This window comes from Georgenia thermotolerans, from assembly GCF_009193185.1.
Lineage (GTDB): Bacteria > Actinomycetota > Actinomycetes > Actinomycetales > Actinomycetaceae > Georgenia > Georgenia thermotolerans.
Genome location: NZ_VUKF01000030.1, coordinates 41,263 through 55,761 on the forward strand (window position 1 = coordinate 41,263; position 14,499 = coordinate 55,761).

A 14,499-nucleotide genomic window follows, 5' to 3' on the forward strand; every position below is an offset into this window, starting at 1 on the left:
CGAGTGCTCCCTGGTCGGTCAGACAAATCGCGCGACCCGGAGGCCGTGGCCGTCATTATGCACGGCCTCGCCCGTTGTTTCGACCAGGGGGTGGTCCCAATTCTCGGGATCCTCTCGATTACGTGACAGCCTCCTTTCGTTGAACGTTTAAATGCGGGTTTGTCTCGGATTTCTTTCCTGCTTCTCCCGTTCTCACCGGGGCCGGGGAGGGGGTGCTGCGGCGGCGCGCAAGGGATCGTCAACCGTTGACGTGACGCCCATCTCGCTTCGAGGTGCGGCCGGTGCGAGCCTGTGGGAACATGCCGCTTTGCGGATTGTTTGCGTCCGCCAGTCGTGCCTGCCCGGCGTTTGGCCGAGGCTGCGGCACCGGCGTTGTCGGTGAGGGCGGCCGCGGCATTCTTCTGCCCCGTGCGAGAACGTCGACACGTGGCACCGGCTCCAATTTCCCGGAATTCTTCCGGGCCGCCGGGCTCAGGCCGTCGGGAGCGGTGCGACCCGTAGACGGTCGGCTCGACGCGCGAGAAGCAGCAGGAGGAGCAGGACGGCGTCGACGATCAGGAAGAGGCCGCTCTCCGGCTCGTCGTAGGCGATCACCTTCACCACCGTCACCACGGACACGATCGGGAACGCGAGGAGGCCGAGAGCGATCCGTCGGGGCGCGGGCAGCCCTGGCAGGAGGGCCACCCCGAGCTTGACGAGCGGGGCGGCGATCAGGAGGGCCACCACCGGGATGTCGAGCCAAGGCCCCACCCAGACGGACTCCTCGGGGGCGATGAGGGTGAAGAAGGCGACGCCGGCCAGTCCGAGTGCGCCGTGCACGCCGGCCACCACGCGCGCGATGGTGAGCGCGGTGTTTCGCGTGGTCGTGGTCGAGGTGGTCGTAGCTGTGGTCATGGTGCTCCTGTCGTGGGGGTCGCCGTCCGGTCCCGGCGACGCGGGGTCGAGCGGTCGTGACGCTAGGACGGCACGGACCCCGCCCGCATCGCGCCGAGGGCTGGATGTCGGCTCAGCCCCAGGGTTGAGGACGTGGGGCTCCGGTAAGCCCTACCCTCGCGACGTGCGGATCCACGACGGGCTCAGCAGCGGCGCGCGCCGCGCCGACGTGGTGCTGCCGAGCGGGGTGCGCCGCTCGGACGTGGTGCTGACGGCCGGCTTCCTCCTGGTTGGCCTCGCGCAGATGATCTGGTTCCGGCCCGTCAGCTCCCTGTGGTGGCCGGACAGCTCGTGGTTCGGTGTCGTCCTCGCCGTCGTGTCGGTGCTCCCGCTGGCCTGGCGCCGCGCCCGCCCCGTGGGCGCCGCGGTCGTGGGCAGCTCGCTGTGGTGGGTGCCGACCGACGGGTTCCTGCTCCTCGGGTACGCCTGCGCCGTGCTGCTCTTCTTCTCCGTGGGCCGCCGGTGCCCGGACGGGCGCCTCGGCGCGCTGGCCTGCGGCTGGGCGATGCTCAGCGGGGCGTGCGGCTTCGTGACCATCGAGCAGGCGGAGAACCGGCTGGTCGATCTGCTCTTCGACTTCGACGTCCAGCAGATGGCGGTGGAGCTCCGCATCCCGGACGGCGAGGTGGTCTTCGGCATCGTCGGGTTCTGGCTGCTCGTGCTGGGCAGCTACGGCGTCGGCCGGCTGCTGGCCGCCCAGGACCGCGAGGCGCAGGAGCGGATCGCGACCGAGCGTGAGACGGCGCGCCGCGACGCGGTGGAGGAGGAACGGGCCCGGATCGTCCGGGAGCTGCACGATGTCGTCGGCCACGAGGTGACCCTCATGTCCATCCAGTCCGAGGCCGCCGCCCAGGCGCTCGAGCTCGCGCCCGAGCGGGCGGCCGTGCCCGTCGCGGCCGTGCGGGAGACCGCCCACCGGGCCAGCCGCGAGCTACGGGCGATCCTCGACCTGCTGGGCGACGGTGAGCTGGCCGTCGCCCCCGACGAGCGCGGGCTGGCCGAGCTCGTCGACCGGGCGGGACGGCTCGGAATCGCCAACCGCCTCGTCGTCACCGGCGAGCCCTGGACCGACACCCCGCGGCACTGGCTGGCGGTGAACCGCATCGTCCAGGAGGGGCTCACCAACGCCGGCAAGCACGCCGCTGGGGAGAGGGTGGACGTGACCGTGGACTGGTCGGACGCCGGCGTGCGGGTACGGGTGGTGAACCCCGCGGCGGCCGCGGCCCGCCCGGGCTCCGGGCACGGCCTGCCCGGCATGGCGGAGCGCGCCCGCCTGCTGGGCGGCACCCTCGACGCCGGACAGGTCGACGGCCGCTTCGAGGTCGACGCCTGGCTGCCGGCGCCCGCGGAGGCCGAGCGATGACGCGCGTGCTGCTGGCCGACGACCAGGCCATGATCCGCAACGGGCTGCGGCTGATCCTCGAGCTCGGCGGGATCGAGGTGGTCGGGGAGGCGGCCGACGGCGCGGAGGCAGTCGCTCTGGCCACCGAGCTGCGACCCGACGTGGTGCTCATGGACGTCCGCATGCCCGGGACCGACGGTATCGAGGCCACCCGTCGCATCATCGACGCCGGCCTGCCCTGCCGCGTCGTCATCCTCACCACGTTCGACCTCGACCGGCACGTGTACGACGCACTGACGGTCGGTGCGTCGGGATTTCTCCTCAAAGAGGCATCGGCGCAGCAGCTGGTGGCCGCCGTCGAGCGGGCCGTGGACGGGGAGGCGCCGATGGCGGCGCCCGTGCTGACCCGGATGATCCACCGGTTCCTCGAGCGCGCGCCCGCGCCCGAGCCGGCAAACCTGCAGTCCCTCAGCCCCCGCGAGCGGGAGGTCCTCGGGCTGATGGCCGCCGGTCACACCAACCCCGAGATCGCCGATCGCCTCGTGGTCTCGCTCGCTACCGTCAAGACGCACGTGCGCAGCATCCTCGCCAAGCTCGACGCGCGCGACCGTGTGCAGGCGGTGCTCCTCGCCCACCGGCACGGCGTGACCGGCGAGGTCCGCGGCCCGACCGGGCGCCCCGATACGGTGAGCGGGTGACCAGCAACGACGCGCGCCAGGCGGGCGCGGCCTCCGGTGAGCCGGTGCCCGGCGCGGTGATCACCGTCTCGGACCGGTGCTCCCGCGGGGAGGCGGAGGACCGCTCCGGCCCGCTCGCCGCCGCGCTGCTCGCCGAGGTCGGCGTGCGCGCGGACGTCGTCGTCGTGCCGGACGGGGTCGACAGCGTGCGCCGGGCGATCCGTCGGGCGCTCGCGGCCGGCGCGCGCGTCGTGCTCACCACCGGCGGGACGGGCATCGGGCCGCGCGACCTCACCCCGGAGGGCACCGGCCCGCTCCTGCGGCGCGAGCTGCCGGGCCTGGCCGAGGCGATCCGCGCCCGGGGGGCCGCCGCGGTGCCCGCCGCGGTGCTCTCGCGCGGGCTGGCCGGCATCGCGCCCGGGCGGGCCGGCGAGGCGCTGGTGGTCAACGCCCCGGGCTCACCCGGCGGGGTGCGCGACGCCGTCGCCGTCCTCGCCCCGCTGGTCCACCACATCCTCGACCAGCTCGGGGGCGGAGCGCACGAGCCGTCCTGACGGCGTCGGCGCGCTGATTGCTAGGCCGCCAGGCGGAGGCGGTACCACCGCGGCGAGGTCCGCGTCAGCGGCCACCCCAGCCCCGTGGTGTCCGCGGGGTCGACCGAGAGCATCTCCCAGCCCTCGAAGGCGGCCTCGACCTCCGCCCGGCTCACGCCGCCGACGACCGACCGGATCGGCGTGGCCCCGAACGCGAGCATGAGCAGCGTCGCGCCGGGGTTGGCGAGCGCTGAGACCCCGCGTCCCTCGGCCCGGCGCTGCTCGGCGTTCAGGCCCTGGAAGCAGCCGACGTCGAGGAAGAAGTCGAAGGTGCCCAGCTCGCCGGGCACCAGGTTCGTCACGTCGCCGACCACGAACGTGGCGTGGGCGAGGCGCCGGCGCCGGGCGGCCTCGACCGCCTGCGGGACGACGTCGATCCCCACGACCTCCCACCCCCGGCGCGTGAGCCGGGGGGTGTACTGGCCCCGGCCGCAGCCGAGGTCGAGGGCGCGACCGGGCGGGCGGGAGCGTCCGGCCTCCTCGCGCTCCAGCAGGGCCTCGACATGGGCACGGGTCACCTTCCCGTGGTGCTCCCAGGGGGTGAACCCCAGCCGGTAGGCGAGGGAGTATCCCATCATCGCGGTCGACCTCCTGTGGCCGCCGGAAGGACGCGGACGCCGATGAGCGGACCGTACAGCGCCCCACCGGCGCGCGGGCGCGCTTTGCGGGGCCCGGTGTGCCGTCCGGGCCCAGGTGTGTTCTGCGGGCCCGGCGTGCTCTCGGTCAGTCGAGCGCGTCGAGGTCCGCCCAGGTGTCCACGTCCGCCGCCTCCTTGCCGCGCGCCGCGACCGCCGCCAGGCGCAGCGGGGCGACCAGGGCCCGCACCGACGACCCGCGCCGCCCGGACGCCAGGGCGTCGAGCCGGCCGCGCAGCGCGTCCGTGCGGTAGACGGCGACCAGCCACTGCAGGTAGCCCGAGGCGTCGCGCAGGCACGCGCCGTCGGCCCCCTCGCCGGCGGCGGCGAGCAGGCGGGGGACGGCGCCGGCGACGAAGGGCACGTCGCAGGAGAGCACGAGCAGCAACGGCGCGGTGCCGGTGCCGCCGGCCGGGTGCCCGTCCAGCGCGGCCAGCCCGGCGGCGAGGCCGGCGACCGGGCCGCCGTGTGGCGGGTCCTCGAGGGTGCGGACGACGCCGTGGGGCACCGCCACCGACTCCGGCGCGACGACGACGACCCGGCCCGCGCCCGCGGTGGCCGCGAGGGTGTGGTCGAGCAGCCGGCGCCCGGCGAGCTCGACGTCGGGCTTGGACACGCCGTCGAGCCGGCTCGCGGTGCCGCCGGCGAGGACGATCGCGTCGAAGGCGGGCAGCGGGGCGCTCGGGTCGGCGTCGGGGGACGGTGTCGCGGCGTTCGCGTCGGCATCTGGAGACGGCATCGCGGCGCTCACGTCAGCTCGGACGGCGCCAGTCGCCGGAGCGCCCGCCGGACTTGGCGATCACCTTCACCCCGGTGATCTCGGCCGAGCGGTCCACGCCCTTGACCATGTCGACGACGGCGAGGGCGGCCACCGAGACCGCGGTCAGGGCCTCCATCTCCACCCCGGTGCGGTCGGCGGTGCGCACGGTGGCGGTGATGACCACCCGGTCCTCGGCGAGCTCGAGGTCGACGGCGGCGCCGTGCACGCCGATGGTGTGCGCGAGCGGCAGCAGCTCGGGGGTCTTCTTCGCCGCGGCGATGCCCGCGATGCGCGCGACGGCGAGCACGTCGCCCTTGGGCACGGTGCCCTCGCGCAGCGCCGTCATGACGGTCGGGCTGCAGCGGACCTCGCCCGTGGCGACGGCCTCGCGCACGGTGGGCTGCTTGCCGGTGACGTCGACCATCCGGGCGTGGCCGGCCGCGTCGAGGTGGGTCAGGCGCAGCTCGCGCCGGTCGGTGCTGGTCACGGGACCATCATGACGCGCACGGCGTCCCCCTCCCGCACGGCGTCCACCTCGGCGTCGACGACGGCGAGGGCGTCGGCCAGGGCGAGGGACGCGACGAGGTGGGACCCGGACCCGCCGGCGGTGGCCGGGCGCACCCGCAGGGCGCCGGTGCCGTCCGTGCCGTCGACGACCACGGGCATGTACTGGCGGCGGCCCGGCGGGCAGCGCCAGCCGGTGGCGGCGACGGCCGCGGCGAGCGGGCCGGCGTCGCCCACCAGGGCGCGCAGGCGGCGCAGCGCGGGCGCCACGAACACCTGGAAGCTGACGAAGACGCTGACCGGGTTGCCGGGCAGGCAGAAGATCGGCACACCCGCCTCGGTCGCGGCGGGGCCGTCCGGTGCGCCCTGGCCGGCGCCGCTCGCGGGGCCGTCCGCGCCCTCGCGCAGCACGCCGAAGCCCTGCGGCTTGCCCGGCTGCATGGCCACCTGCTCGAAGGCCACCTCGCCGAGCGGGGCGAGGACCTCCTTGACGACGTCGTACGCGCCGGCGCTGACCCCGCCGGTGGTCACCACCGCGTCCACCCGGCCCAGGTTCTCGGCGAGGCGGGCGCGCAGGGCGGCGGCGTCGTCGGCCACAGCGCCGAGCAGGACCGGCAGGGCGCCGGCCTCGCGCACCATGCCGGCGACGAGGATGTGGTTGGAGTCCGGGATCTGCCCGGCGTCCGGGGTCTGGCCGGGCGGGACGAGCTCGGAGCCGGTGGAGAGCACCCCCACGCGCACCGGGGGGTGGACGAGCAGCGCGCCGTGCCCCACGGACGCCGCGGTGGACAGGTCGCGGGCGCGCAGCGGGGTGCCCGCGCGCAGCACGACGGCGCCGGGGGTGACGTCCTCCCCGGCTCCGCGCAGGTGGGCGCCCGGCGCGGCGGGCCGGCGGACCTCGACGACGGCGGGCAGCGCCTGCCCGGGACCGGCCGCCTGGTCGGTGTGCTCGACGGGCACGACGGCGTCGGCGCCGGGCGGGATCGGGGCGCCGGTCATGACCCGCACCGCGGTGCCGGGCTCGACCGGCGGGCGGGCGGGGGAGCCGGCCGGCACGTCGCCGACAACGCGCAGCCGCACCGGTGCGCCGTCCTCGGCCGCGGCGACGTCGGCGGCACGGACCGCGAAGCCGTCCATCGCGGAGTTGTCGAAGGGCGGGACGGCGAGGAGGGCGGTGACCTCCTCGGCGAGCACGCAGCCGTGGGCCTGGTCGAGCGGCAGGCGCTGCGGGGCGAGCGGTCGCACGGCGGCGAGGACGCGCTCCAGGTGCTGCTCGACGGTGATCATGCGACTCCTCGGGGGCGGGGCCGGGGCCCCTTCGTGGGTGGGACGAGCGGTCAGTAGGTGGGCAGGGTGGGGTCGACGTCCTCGACCCAGGCGAGCACGCCGCCCGACACGTTCACGGCCCGCGCGCCGGCGTCGCGCAGGGCGCGCACGGCCTCGGCCGAGCGCTGCCCGCTGCGGCAGTGCACGAGGAGCTCGCGGCCGGCCCCGCCGGGGTGGTGCAGGCCGAGGCGGTGGACGGTGGCGTCGGGGTCGGCCAGCACCTCGCCGAGCGGGACGGCCAGCGCCCCGGGGATCGCCACGATGCCGCGCTCGGTGGGCTCGCGGACGTCGAGGAGGACGAAGTCGTCGTCGCCGCTCTCGCGCCGGGCCAGGCGGCGGGCGAGGTCGGTGGCGGAGATCGCGGGGAGCTCGGGCTCGGCCTGGGCGGGTGTCGTCACGGCGCCCGGGGCGACGGCGCACGCCGCGGCCGTCGAGCCGTCGGGGCTGCCGGCCGGGTCGTAGCCGAGCTCGGCGACCGTCTGCGGGCGGCGGGCCCCGGGGCGCGGCCGGAGCGGGATCTCGTTCCACCGCGCGCCGAGCGCGTCGAGGACGAGGACGCGTCCGAGCAGCGGCTCGCCCGCGCCGGTGATGAGCTTGACCGCCTCGGTGGCCATCACCGACCCCACCTGCCCGCACATCGCGCCGACCACGCCGGCCTGCCCGCATGACGGCGTCGTGCCGGGCGGGGGTGGGGAGGGGAAGAGATCGCGCAGCGTGACGGCGGGGGCCTCGGTGCCCGCGACCGGGCGCGGCCGGGACCAGAACACCGAGACCTGGGCGTCGAAGCGCAGGATCGACCCCCACACGAGCGGGACGCCGAGGTCGGCGCACACGTCGTTGACGAGGTAGCGGGTGGGGAAGTTGTCGGTGCCGTCGAGGACGAGGTCGTAGCCGGCGACGACGTCGCGGGCGTTGGCGGCGTCCAGGCGCAGGTGGTGGCGCTCGACGGTGACCTCGGGATTGAGGGCGCGGACCTTCTCGGCGGCGGAGTCGACCTTGGGGCGTCCGACGTCGGCCTGGGTGTGGATGACCTGGCGCTGAAGGTTGGAGGCGTCGACGACGTCGTCGTCGATCACGCCGATGTGCCCCACGCCCGCGGCGGCGAGGTAGAGCAGGGCCGGGGCGCCGAGGCCGCCGGCGCCCAAGACCAGGACGCGGGCGGCGAGCAGGCGGCGCTGGCCGTCGTGGCCCAGCTGGGCGAGCAGCAGGTGGCGCGAGTAGCGCTGGACCTGCGCGTTCGTCAGCGGCGGGCCGGGCTCGACCAGGGGCGCAAGCGGCATGCCCTCACTGTAGGCGGCAGCGCGGGCGGAACCGCGGCCCAAGGTCACGGCCCCGCATCCTCGGCCGGCGCCACGGATCGGATCGGCTCGGACCGCGCGCAGCCTTCTGCGTCAGCACGGCTGCAGGCAGGCCTCCGGCGTCCCGGCTCCGTCTCAGCGGCGCTCGAGCACGAAGACCGGGATCTCCCGGTCGGTCTTCTCCTGGTACTCGGCGTAGGTCGGGAAGGCCTCGACGGCGCGCTCCCACCACTCCGCCTTCTCGGCGCCCGTGACCTCGCGGGCCACCATGTCCCACTTCTGCGGGCCGTCCTGCAGCTCGACCTCGGGGTGGGCGCGCACGTTCCAGTACCAGGTGGGGTGCTTCGGCGCCCCGCCGACCGAGGCGACCATCGCGTACCTGCCGTCGTGCTCGACGCGCATGAGCGGGACCTTGCGGAGGTTGCCCGAGCGTGCGCCGCGCACGGTGACCAGCACGCACGGCCTGCCGTGCAGCGTGGTGCCCTCGGTGCCGCCCGAGCTCTCGTAGAGCTCGACCTGGTCGCGCACCCACTGACGAGGGCTGGGTTCGTAGGTTCCGATGAGAGGCATGACCGCAGTCAAGCAGCAGGATCGGGCGCTGCGCGCGGGATGCCCGCCGGGGACGCACCGCCCGCCCTCCCCGGCGGTTCCCTGACGTCAGGACGCCGTAGCCTGCGGACGGGCGGTGCGCCGCCCGTCCGAACGCGGGAGAGGGGCCAGCATGGCGATCGAGCCGGACACCAAGGACTGGACGTGGGTGCTGCGGCGTCCGTGCGCGGAGTGCGGGGTGGAGGCCGCCCGCGAGGACCCGGCGAGCGTGCCCGCCCTGGTGCGTGACGCCGTCGGGCGCTGGCAGGAGGTGCTCCGGCGGCCGGACGTCGCCGTGCGTCCGGACACGGCGACGTGGTTCCCGCTCGAGTACGCCGCCCACGTGCGCGACGTGTGCGGCGTGTTCGACCGCCGCCTGCGGCTCATGCTCGAGCAGGACGGCCCCGTCTTCCCCAACTGGGACCAGGACGCCGCCGCCGTCGCGGGGGACTACGAGCACGAGGACCCCGCGCGGGTGGGGGAGGAGCTGGCCGCGGCCGGGGCCGCGGTGGCCGACGCGTTCGCCGCGGTGCCGCCCGAGAGCTGGCAGCGACGCGGGCTGCGCAGCAACGGCGCTGAGTTCACCGTGGCGACGCTGAGCCAGTACTTCATCCACGACGTGCTGCATCACCTGCACGACGTGCGCGGCTGAGGGACGGGCGCGGGGTTCTGAGCTCCGGTCCCCGGCGAAAGGCGGTCGCCGCGCCCAGGACCTCCGTCCCGCCGCGGCGTCGTCGGGCGCGATATGGCGCACTGCACATCCCTTCACATAGATGCATGGTGCATGTAGGCGTACTGTCGATTGCGTGCCACAAGCGACTGAATCTTCCCGAGCCGTCGAGTCGCCGCGTGAGGCGGCGGTCGACCTGCTCACCCAGCTGATCAGCCTGAGCCGGCGGTCGCGCAGCTTCAGCACGGCGGTCGCCCACCAGTGCGGGCTGCAGCCCTCCCAGGTCAACCTGCTCTTCAGCCTGTACCGCGCCTCGGAGTGCCGCGTCGCGGCCCTGGCCGAGCAGCAGCTCGTCGACCCCTCGGTCGCGAGCCGGCAGATCGCCGGCCTCGAGAAGGAGGGGCTGCTCAGCCGCCGTCCGGACCCGGAGGACGGTCGCGCCTCCCTCGTCTCGCTGACCGATGCGGGCCTCGCCCGCCTCAAGCAGGTCCGCGAGCTGCACATGGGGGCGATGGCCCAGGCGGTCGCGGGCTGGCCGGCGGAGCGGATCCACCACCTGGCACAGGACCTGGAGGAGCTGATCGGCAACGCCGAGCACGCCTACCAAAGCCTGGCCGCGCCGGTGGACGACGCCGGCACCTCCCGCGCGGGCGCGAGTTCTTCCGGCGACCAGCCGGCAAAGGATCTTTCCGGCGACCAGCCGGCACATGAACTGATGAAGGAGCTCTCTTGAGCAAGAAGGACCTGACGACCCGGAGGGCCTATGCCGGGATGACCGCCGAGGAGGCGGACAGGGCCCACCACGAGCACCGGCAGATCCTCAAGGTGCTCACCGGCCTGCTGCTGGCGATGTTCGTCGGCAACCTCTCCGCCACGATCGTCGGCAACGCGCTGCCGGTGATCGTCGGGGAGATCGGCGGCACGCAGCAGCAGTACACCTGGATCATCACCTCGACGATCCTCGCCTCGACGGCGATCACGCCCATCGCGGGGAAGCTGGCCGACCTCTTCGACAAGAAGAAGCTGCTGCTGGCCTCGATGGTCGTCTTCATCGGCGGGTCGATCCTCGCCGGGCTCTCCACCTCGGCCGGGATGCTCATCGGCGTCCGCGTGCTCCAGGGCATCGGCATGGGGGCCAACATGGTCCTCACGCAGATCATCATCGCGACGATCATCCCGCCGCGGCAGCGCGGTCGGTACAACGGCTACATGGGTGCCGTGATCGCCGTCGCCACGGTGTCGGGCCCCCTCGCCGGTGGCCTCATCGTCGACGTCCCGTGGCTCGGCTGGCGCTGGTGCTTCTGGGCGACGGTACCCTTCATGCTCGCGGCCATCGCCGTCGTGGTGCGGAACCTGCACGTGCCCGGCACCGGACGGCCGGGTGCCAAGGTCGACTACCTCGGCGCGGTGCTCATCTCCCTCTCCGCCACCCTGCTGCTCATCTGGGTCTCCTTCGCCAACCACGAGTTCGCCTGGGTCTCCTGGCAGACCGGCGTCATGCTCGGGGCCTCGGCCATCGCCGCCGTGCTGTTCGTCATCGTCGAGCAGCGCGTCAGCGAGCCGGTGGTCCCGCTGCGGATCCTCTCGGACCGGACGACGGCGCTCGCGATCGTCGCCAGCCTCGCGGTGGGCACGGCGCTGTTCGGCGCCAACGTCTTCCTCGGCCAGTACTTCCAGATCGGCCGCGGGTACTCCCCGACGATCGCCGGCTGGCTGGGCCTGCCGCTCATGTTCGGGCTGCTCATCTCCTCGACGGTCGCCGGCCGGTGGGTCACCGCGAGCGGCCGGTGGAAGCCGTACGTCGTCGGCGGCGTGGCCCTGCTGGCCGCCGGCATGGGCCTCATGGCGACCGTGGGGGCGGACACCAGCCTGGTGCTGATCGGGCTGTTCCTCCTCATCGCCGGCCTGGGCCTCGGCGCGTCCATGCAGAACCTGGTCCTGGCCGTGCAGAACAGCATCTCGCTGGGCAACGTCGGCGCGGCGACCTCCACGGTGACCTTCTTCCGGTCCCTCGGCGGCGCCGTCGGCATCCAGCTGCTCGGTGCGGTGTACGCCCAGCAGGTCACCTCACTGACCCGCACGCGGCTCGCCGCGCAGGGGGTGGACGTGACGGGGATGGACAGCTCGACCTCGTCGCTGGACCTCAGCCAGCTGCCGGCGGGGATCGCCGACATCATCCACAGCGCCTACGGCGACGGCATCGGCCTGGTCTTCGGCATCGCAGCGATCATCTCGGCGATCGCCCTGGTGGCCGTGCTGTTCATGAAGGGCAGCGAGCTGCGCAACACGTGGGAGGTCCCGGCCCGCAGCCAGAAGATCATCGAGGAGGTGGCCGGGCAGCCGGAGCAGCCGGGCGCGCTCAGCGCCGCCGCGGCGGCCTCCGTGGACGCCACCGTGCCGGCCCCGCCCGCTGGGGTGTCGGTCGGCGCGTCCGGCGGTGCGCGCGTCCCGCGCGGTGGCGCCGGCGAGGCGGACGGGCTCGGCGACGCCGTCGGGCGCCGGGAGTCGCGCGGCTGACGACCCGTCACGACCACGAGGGCAGCACACCGCCGGTGTGCTGCCCTCGTGGCATGGGGCCGTTACGCCGTCGGTCCTGCCGGCGGCTCCGCCGTCCGCCCCTCTGACCGCTCTGCCGTCCGCCCGGCTGGCTGCTCCGCCGTCCGCCCCTCTGACCGCTCTGCCGTCCGCCCGGCTGGCTGCTCCGCCGTCCGCCGCGCCGTCTGCTCGTCGAGCCGCAGCCCCGCCCACTCCACCGCACCGCGCGTGTAGTACTCCCGTGACGTCCCCGGGGACAGCGCGAGGTCGTGCACGCCGCCGGGCACCTGCATGATCGTCACGTCGGGGCCGAGCAACGGGGCACGGTGCAGCATCTGCTCGACGCTGAGCACGACGTCGGTGGTGCTCAGCTCCGCCGGCCCCGGGTCACGCGGGTGGCCGGAGCGCGTCGAGCAGCACAGCAGCACCGGTTCCTGGATGTCGAGGCCGCGGGCGACCTCGGCATGCGCCCGGCGGACGGCGCGGATGAATCCCGCGCGCACCGGGAAGCCGGCGAGCGGCTTGAGCGTGAGGTCGTAGGTCCACTCCCCGCCGCTGTCGGCGTGGAGGTAGCTGCCGTACGCGTCGCCGAGCTTGCCGACCGGGAGGCTGGGCAGCCACGTGCCCAGCCGGTCGAGGAGGGCAGTGCCCACCGTGCGCTCGAGCCAGCTGCGGTTGAGGTCCAGCCAGGGGGAGTTGAGCACGACGACGTCGACCGACCCGGGGTGGTCCGCCGCCCACAGCACCGCCTGCAGGCCACCGGTCGAGTGGCCCAGCAGGACCACCTGCCGCGCCCCGGCGGCTCTGATGAGGTCGAGCGCCGCCTGGATCTCCTCGTCGTGGACGCGCAGGTCCCGGACGTCGTCAGGGCGCGGATGGCCGTTGGTCGAGCGGCCCGCCCGGCGCATGTCCAGCGCGTAGAAGTCGTAGCCGGCGTCGATCCACGCCTGGGCGTGCTGGGCCTGGAAGAAGTAGTCGACGAACCCGGACAGGTAGAGCACCGCGCGTTCCCGGTGTCCCGCGTCGTCGTGGTGGACCAGGGTGGCCACGTCTGGCGCGCTGGACTCCTCCCCGCCGTCGGTGAGGCGGCCGAGCGGGATCGTGCGGGCCGCCCAGGGCGGGCCGAGGATGTCTTGGCGGGGCTCGAGGTCCGGCGGCGGGGCGTCTCGGCCTGGGATGTCTCCTGTCGGGACGTCGTGCGAGGGAGCCTGGCCCGTGGCGTCATCAGAGGCGCTCATGGAGGCGATCATGTCAGCCGCGCGAGCGGGTCCGCTCTTGATGGCGCACAGCTGTGGGCGCGTGCGCTGCTCTCGCGCACTGCTGTCGCCGGGGTTTCCACAGGCGTCCTAGCCTTCGTGGCCGGTGTCGGGGGGGCGTTCTAGGCTGGACGTATGTTCGAAGAGGAACGTGGTGGGGGCGGCGTGCCGGGCGGGGATGCCGGGGCGTGTTGCGAGGTGGCGGCGGACCGGCGGGTGTGTGAGCACATGGAGGCGGTCATGGCTCAGGCGCGGGCCGAGGCCGAGGCGGAGGAGGCGGCGGAGCGGGCGGCGGCGCCGGTGCTGGAGGCGCGGGCGGCGGCGATCGAGGGGGACCGGCACGCCCGGGCGTTGCTGGGGTGGTGGGACGAGGACGAGCTCGCGGCGGCGTTGGCGCGGGAGGAGTGCCCGGAGTCCTTCGCCCCGACCCCGCCGGTGCCGGTGGCGTCGGTGCCGGGCCCGCCGGGGCGGGCGGGGTGCCTGGCGCAGGACCTGCCGGCGGGGGTGCTGGCGCAGATGGCGCCGGACGCCCAGCTGGCGGTGGTGCTGGAGGGGGTGGAGGTGGCCGCGTTGGACCCGTTCGCGGCGGTGGAGGTGGTCGCGGCGTTCAAGCGGGTGGAGGCGTGGGCGGCGGGGCAGGCGGCGCTGGCGGCGGCGGAGCTGGCGCGGATGCCGGCGATGAGCGCCCAGCGGATCATCGCCCCGGGGGTGGGTGAGGAGGTCAACGGCACGAGCGCGGAGCTGGCGATGCGGTTGGCGACCACCCGGGCCGAGGCGCGGCGGCTGGTGGCGGTGGGGGCGGGGCTGCGGGGGGCGTTCGCCCAGACGGGGGAGGCGTTGTTGGCCGGGGTGATCGACTGGCGCAAGGCCGCGACGATCGTGTCCACGTTGGGGCCGGTGGCCGATGAGGTGGCCTGGTCGGTCCAGCACGACGTGCTGGCGGGGGCGGCGGGGCGCACGCACAACCAGATCGGCCGGGACCTGGCCCGCGAGCTGGTCAAGGTCGATCCGGAGGAGGCCGCGGCCCGTCACGCGCGGGCGGTGCGGGGTCAGCACGTGACCCATCCGCGGGCGTTGGCCGACGGGATGGCGTCGATGTACATCGTGGCCGGGGCCGAGGACGCGGTGCCCTTCGATCTGTTGTTGACCAACGCGGCGCGGGCGGCGCGGGCGGACGGGGACTCCCGCAGCGTGGAGGCGCTGCGCGCCGAGGCGCTGTTCGCCCTGGCCACCGGGGCGCTGCATACCGGGGTCGGGGCCTGTCAATTCTTCTGTGTAGGACGGGTTGTATCGGTTTTAGTTGATGTGTCCGGCTAGGCGGTCGGGGTAGAGCAGTTCGAGGTGGTTGAGGGCGGCTTTCCAGCCGTCGGTGGGGGCGCCTT

15 protein-coding genes are annotated in these 14,499 nt (G+C 74.7%); 7 read left to right on the plus strand and 8 right to left on the minus strand.

What is annotated here, in order from left to right; genetic code table 11:
* Positions 1 to 471: 471 nt before the first annotated feature.
* Positions 472 to 894 (minus strand): hypothetical protein, encoded by a 423-nt coding sequence (locus GD970_RS21685; RefSeq protein ID WP_170297291.1) that lies wholly within the window; start codon positions 892 to 894, stop codon positions 472 to 474.
* A 163-nt stretch (positions 895 to 1,057) separates the two neighbouring features.
* On the opposite strand from GD970_RS21685, the gene GD970_RS14320 reads away from it, so the two are divergent.
* The 3 genes from GD970_RS14320 to GD970_RS14330 are packed head-to-tail and all read left to right on the plus strand — an operon-like array spanning position 1,058 to position 3,506.
* Positions 1,058 to 2,296 carry a sensor histidine kinase gene (locus GD970_RS14320; RefSeq protein WP_170297290.1) on the plus strand — a complete coding sequence of 413 codons (1,239 nt, stop codon included), beginning with the start codon at positions 1,058 to 1,060 and terminating at the stop codon, positions 2,294 to 2,296.
* On the plus strand, positions 2,293 to 2,973 hold the full coding sequence (locus GD970_RS14325; RefSeq protein WP_152203577.1) for a response regulator: 681 nt from the start codon (positions 2,293 to 2,295) through the stop codon (positions 2,971 to 2,973). The genes GD970_RS14320 and GD970_RS14325 overlap by 4 nt, the downstream gene beginning before the upstream one ends.
* Positions 2,970 to 3,506: a MogA/MoaB family molybdenum cofactor biosynthesis protein gene (locus GD970_RS14330; RefSeq protein ID WP_152203578.1), complete on the plus strand. Its 537-nt coding sequence runs from the start codon at positions 2,970 to 2,972 to the stop codon at positions 3,504 to 3,506. The genes GD970_RS14325 and GD970_RS14330 overlap by 4 nt, the downstream gene beginning before the upstream one ends.
* Before the next feature lie 20 nt (positions 3,507 to 3,526).
* Here the strand turns inward: GD970_RS14330 and GD970_RS14335 are convergent, their stop codons facing one another.
* From GD970_RS14335 to GD970_RS14360, 6 genes are all read right to left on the minus strand, one after another.
* Complete coding sequence (locus tag GD970_RS14335) at positions 3,527 to 4,123, minus strand: class I SAM-dependent methyltransferase (RefSeq protein ID WP_152203579.1); 597 nt, start codon at positions 4,121 to 4,123, stop codon at positions 3,527 to 3,529.
* 145 nt (positions 4,124 to 4,268) lie between these two features.
* A complete protein-coding gene (gene mobA, locus GD970_RS14340; RefSeq protein WP_226925359.1) occupies positions 4,269 to 4,931 on the minus strand; it encodes a molybdenum cofactor guanylyltransferase in 663 nt (220 codons plus the stop codon).
* A gap of 1 nt (position 4,932) precedes the next feature.
* Positions 4,933 to 5,403 (minus strand): cyclic pyranopterin monophosphate synthase MoaC, encoded by a 471-nt coding sequence (gene moaC / locus GD970_RS14345; protein ID WP_152203591.1) that lies wholly within the window; start codon positions 5,401 to 5,403, stop codon positions 4,933 to 4,935.
* Between the two features lie 20 nt (positions 5,404 to 5,423).
* The gene (locus tag GD970_RS14350; RefSeq protein WP_152203580.1) at positions 5,424 to 6,731 is read right to left on the minus strand and encodes a molybdopterin molybdotransferase MoeA; all 1,308 of its coding nucleotides are present in this window, start codon (positions 6,729 to 6,731) and stop codon (positions 5,424 to 5,426) included.
* Between the two features lie 50 nt (positions 6,732 to 6,781).
* Positions 6,782 to 8,050, minus strand: a complete 1,269-nt coding sequence (gene moeB, locus GD970_RS14355; protein ID WP_152203581.1) for a molybdopterin-synthase adenylyltransferase MoeB — start codon at positions 8,048 to 8,050, stop codon at positions 6,782 to 6,784.
* A 153-nt stretch (positions 8,051 to 8,203) separates the two neighbouring features.
* Positions 8,204 to 8,638 carry a nitroreductase family deazaflavin-dependent oxidoreductase gene (locus GD970_RS14360; protein ID WP_152203582.1) on the minus strand — a complete coding sequence of 145 codons (435 nt, stop codon included), beginning with the start codon at positions 8,636 to 8,638 and terminating at the stop codon, positions 8,204 to 8,206.
* 151 nt (positions 8,639 to 8,789) lie between these two features.
* On the opposite strand from GD970_RS14360, the gene GD970_RS14365 reads away from it, so the two are divergent.
* The 3 genes from GD970_RS14365 to GD970_RS14375 all read left to right on the plus strand — a co-directional run bounded on the left by GD970_RS14365 (position 8,790) and on the right by GD970_RS14375 (position 11,843).
* Positions 8,790 to 9,308: a DinB family protein gene (locus tag GD970_RS14365; RefSeq protein ID WP_152203583.1), complete on the plus strand. Its 519-nt coding sequence runs from the start codon at positions 8,790 to 8,792 to the stop codon at positions 9,306 to 9,308.
* 154 nt (positions 9,309 to 9,462) lie between these two features.
* Positions 9,463 to 10,059 carry a MarR family winged helix-turn-helix transcriptional regulator gene (locus GD970_RS14370; RefSeq protein WP_170297289.1) on the plus strand — a complete coding sequence of 199 codons (597 nt, stop codon included), beginning with the start codon at positions 9,463 to 9,465 and terminating at the stop codon, positions 10,057 to 10,059.
* Positions 10,056 to 11,843, plus strand: a complete 1,788-nt coding sequence (locus GD970_RS14375) for an MDR family MFS transporter (RefSeq protein ID WP_226925360.1) — start codon at positions 10,056 to 10,058, stop codon at positions 11,841 to 11,843. Before GD970_RS14370 ends, GD970_RS14375 begins: the two co-directional genes overlap by 4 nt.
* 62 nt (positions 11,844 to 11,905) lie before the next feature.
* Here GD970_RS14375 and GD970_RS14380 read toward each other — a convergent pair whose 3' ends face one another.
* The gene (locus GD970_RS14380) at positions 11,906 to 13,099 is read right to left on the minus strand and encodes an alpha/beta hydrolase (protein ID WP_193314945.1); all 1,194 of its coding nucleotides are present in this window, start codon (positions 13,097 to 13,099) and stop codon (positions 11,906 to 11,908) included.
* 258 nt (positions 13,100 to 13,357) lie between these two features.
* On the opposite strand from GD970_RS14380, the gene GD970_RS14385 reads away from it, so the two are divergent.
* Entirely contained in the window at positions 13,358 to 14,434 is a 1,077-nt protein-coding gene (locus GD970_RS14385; protein WP_193314946.1) for a DUF222 domain-containing protein, read from the plus strand.
* Positions 14,435 to 14,499 lie beyond the last annotated feature (65 nt).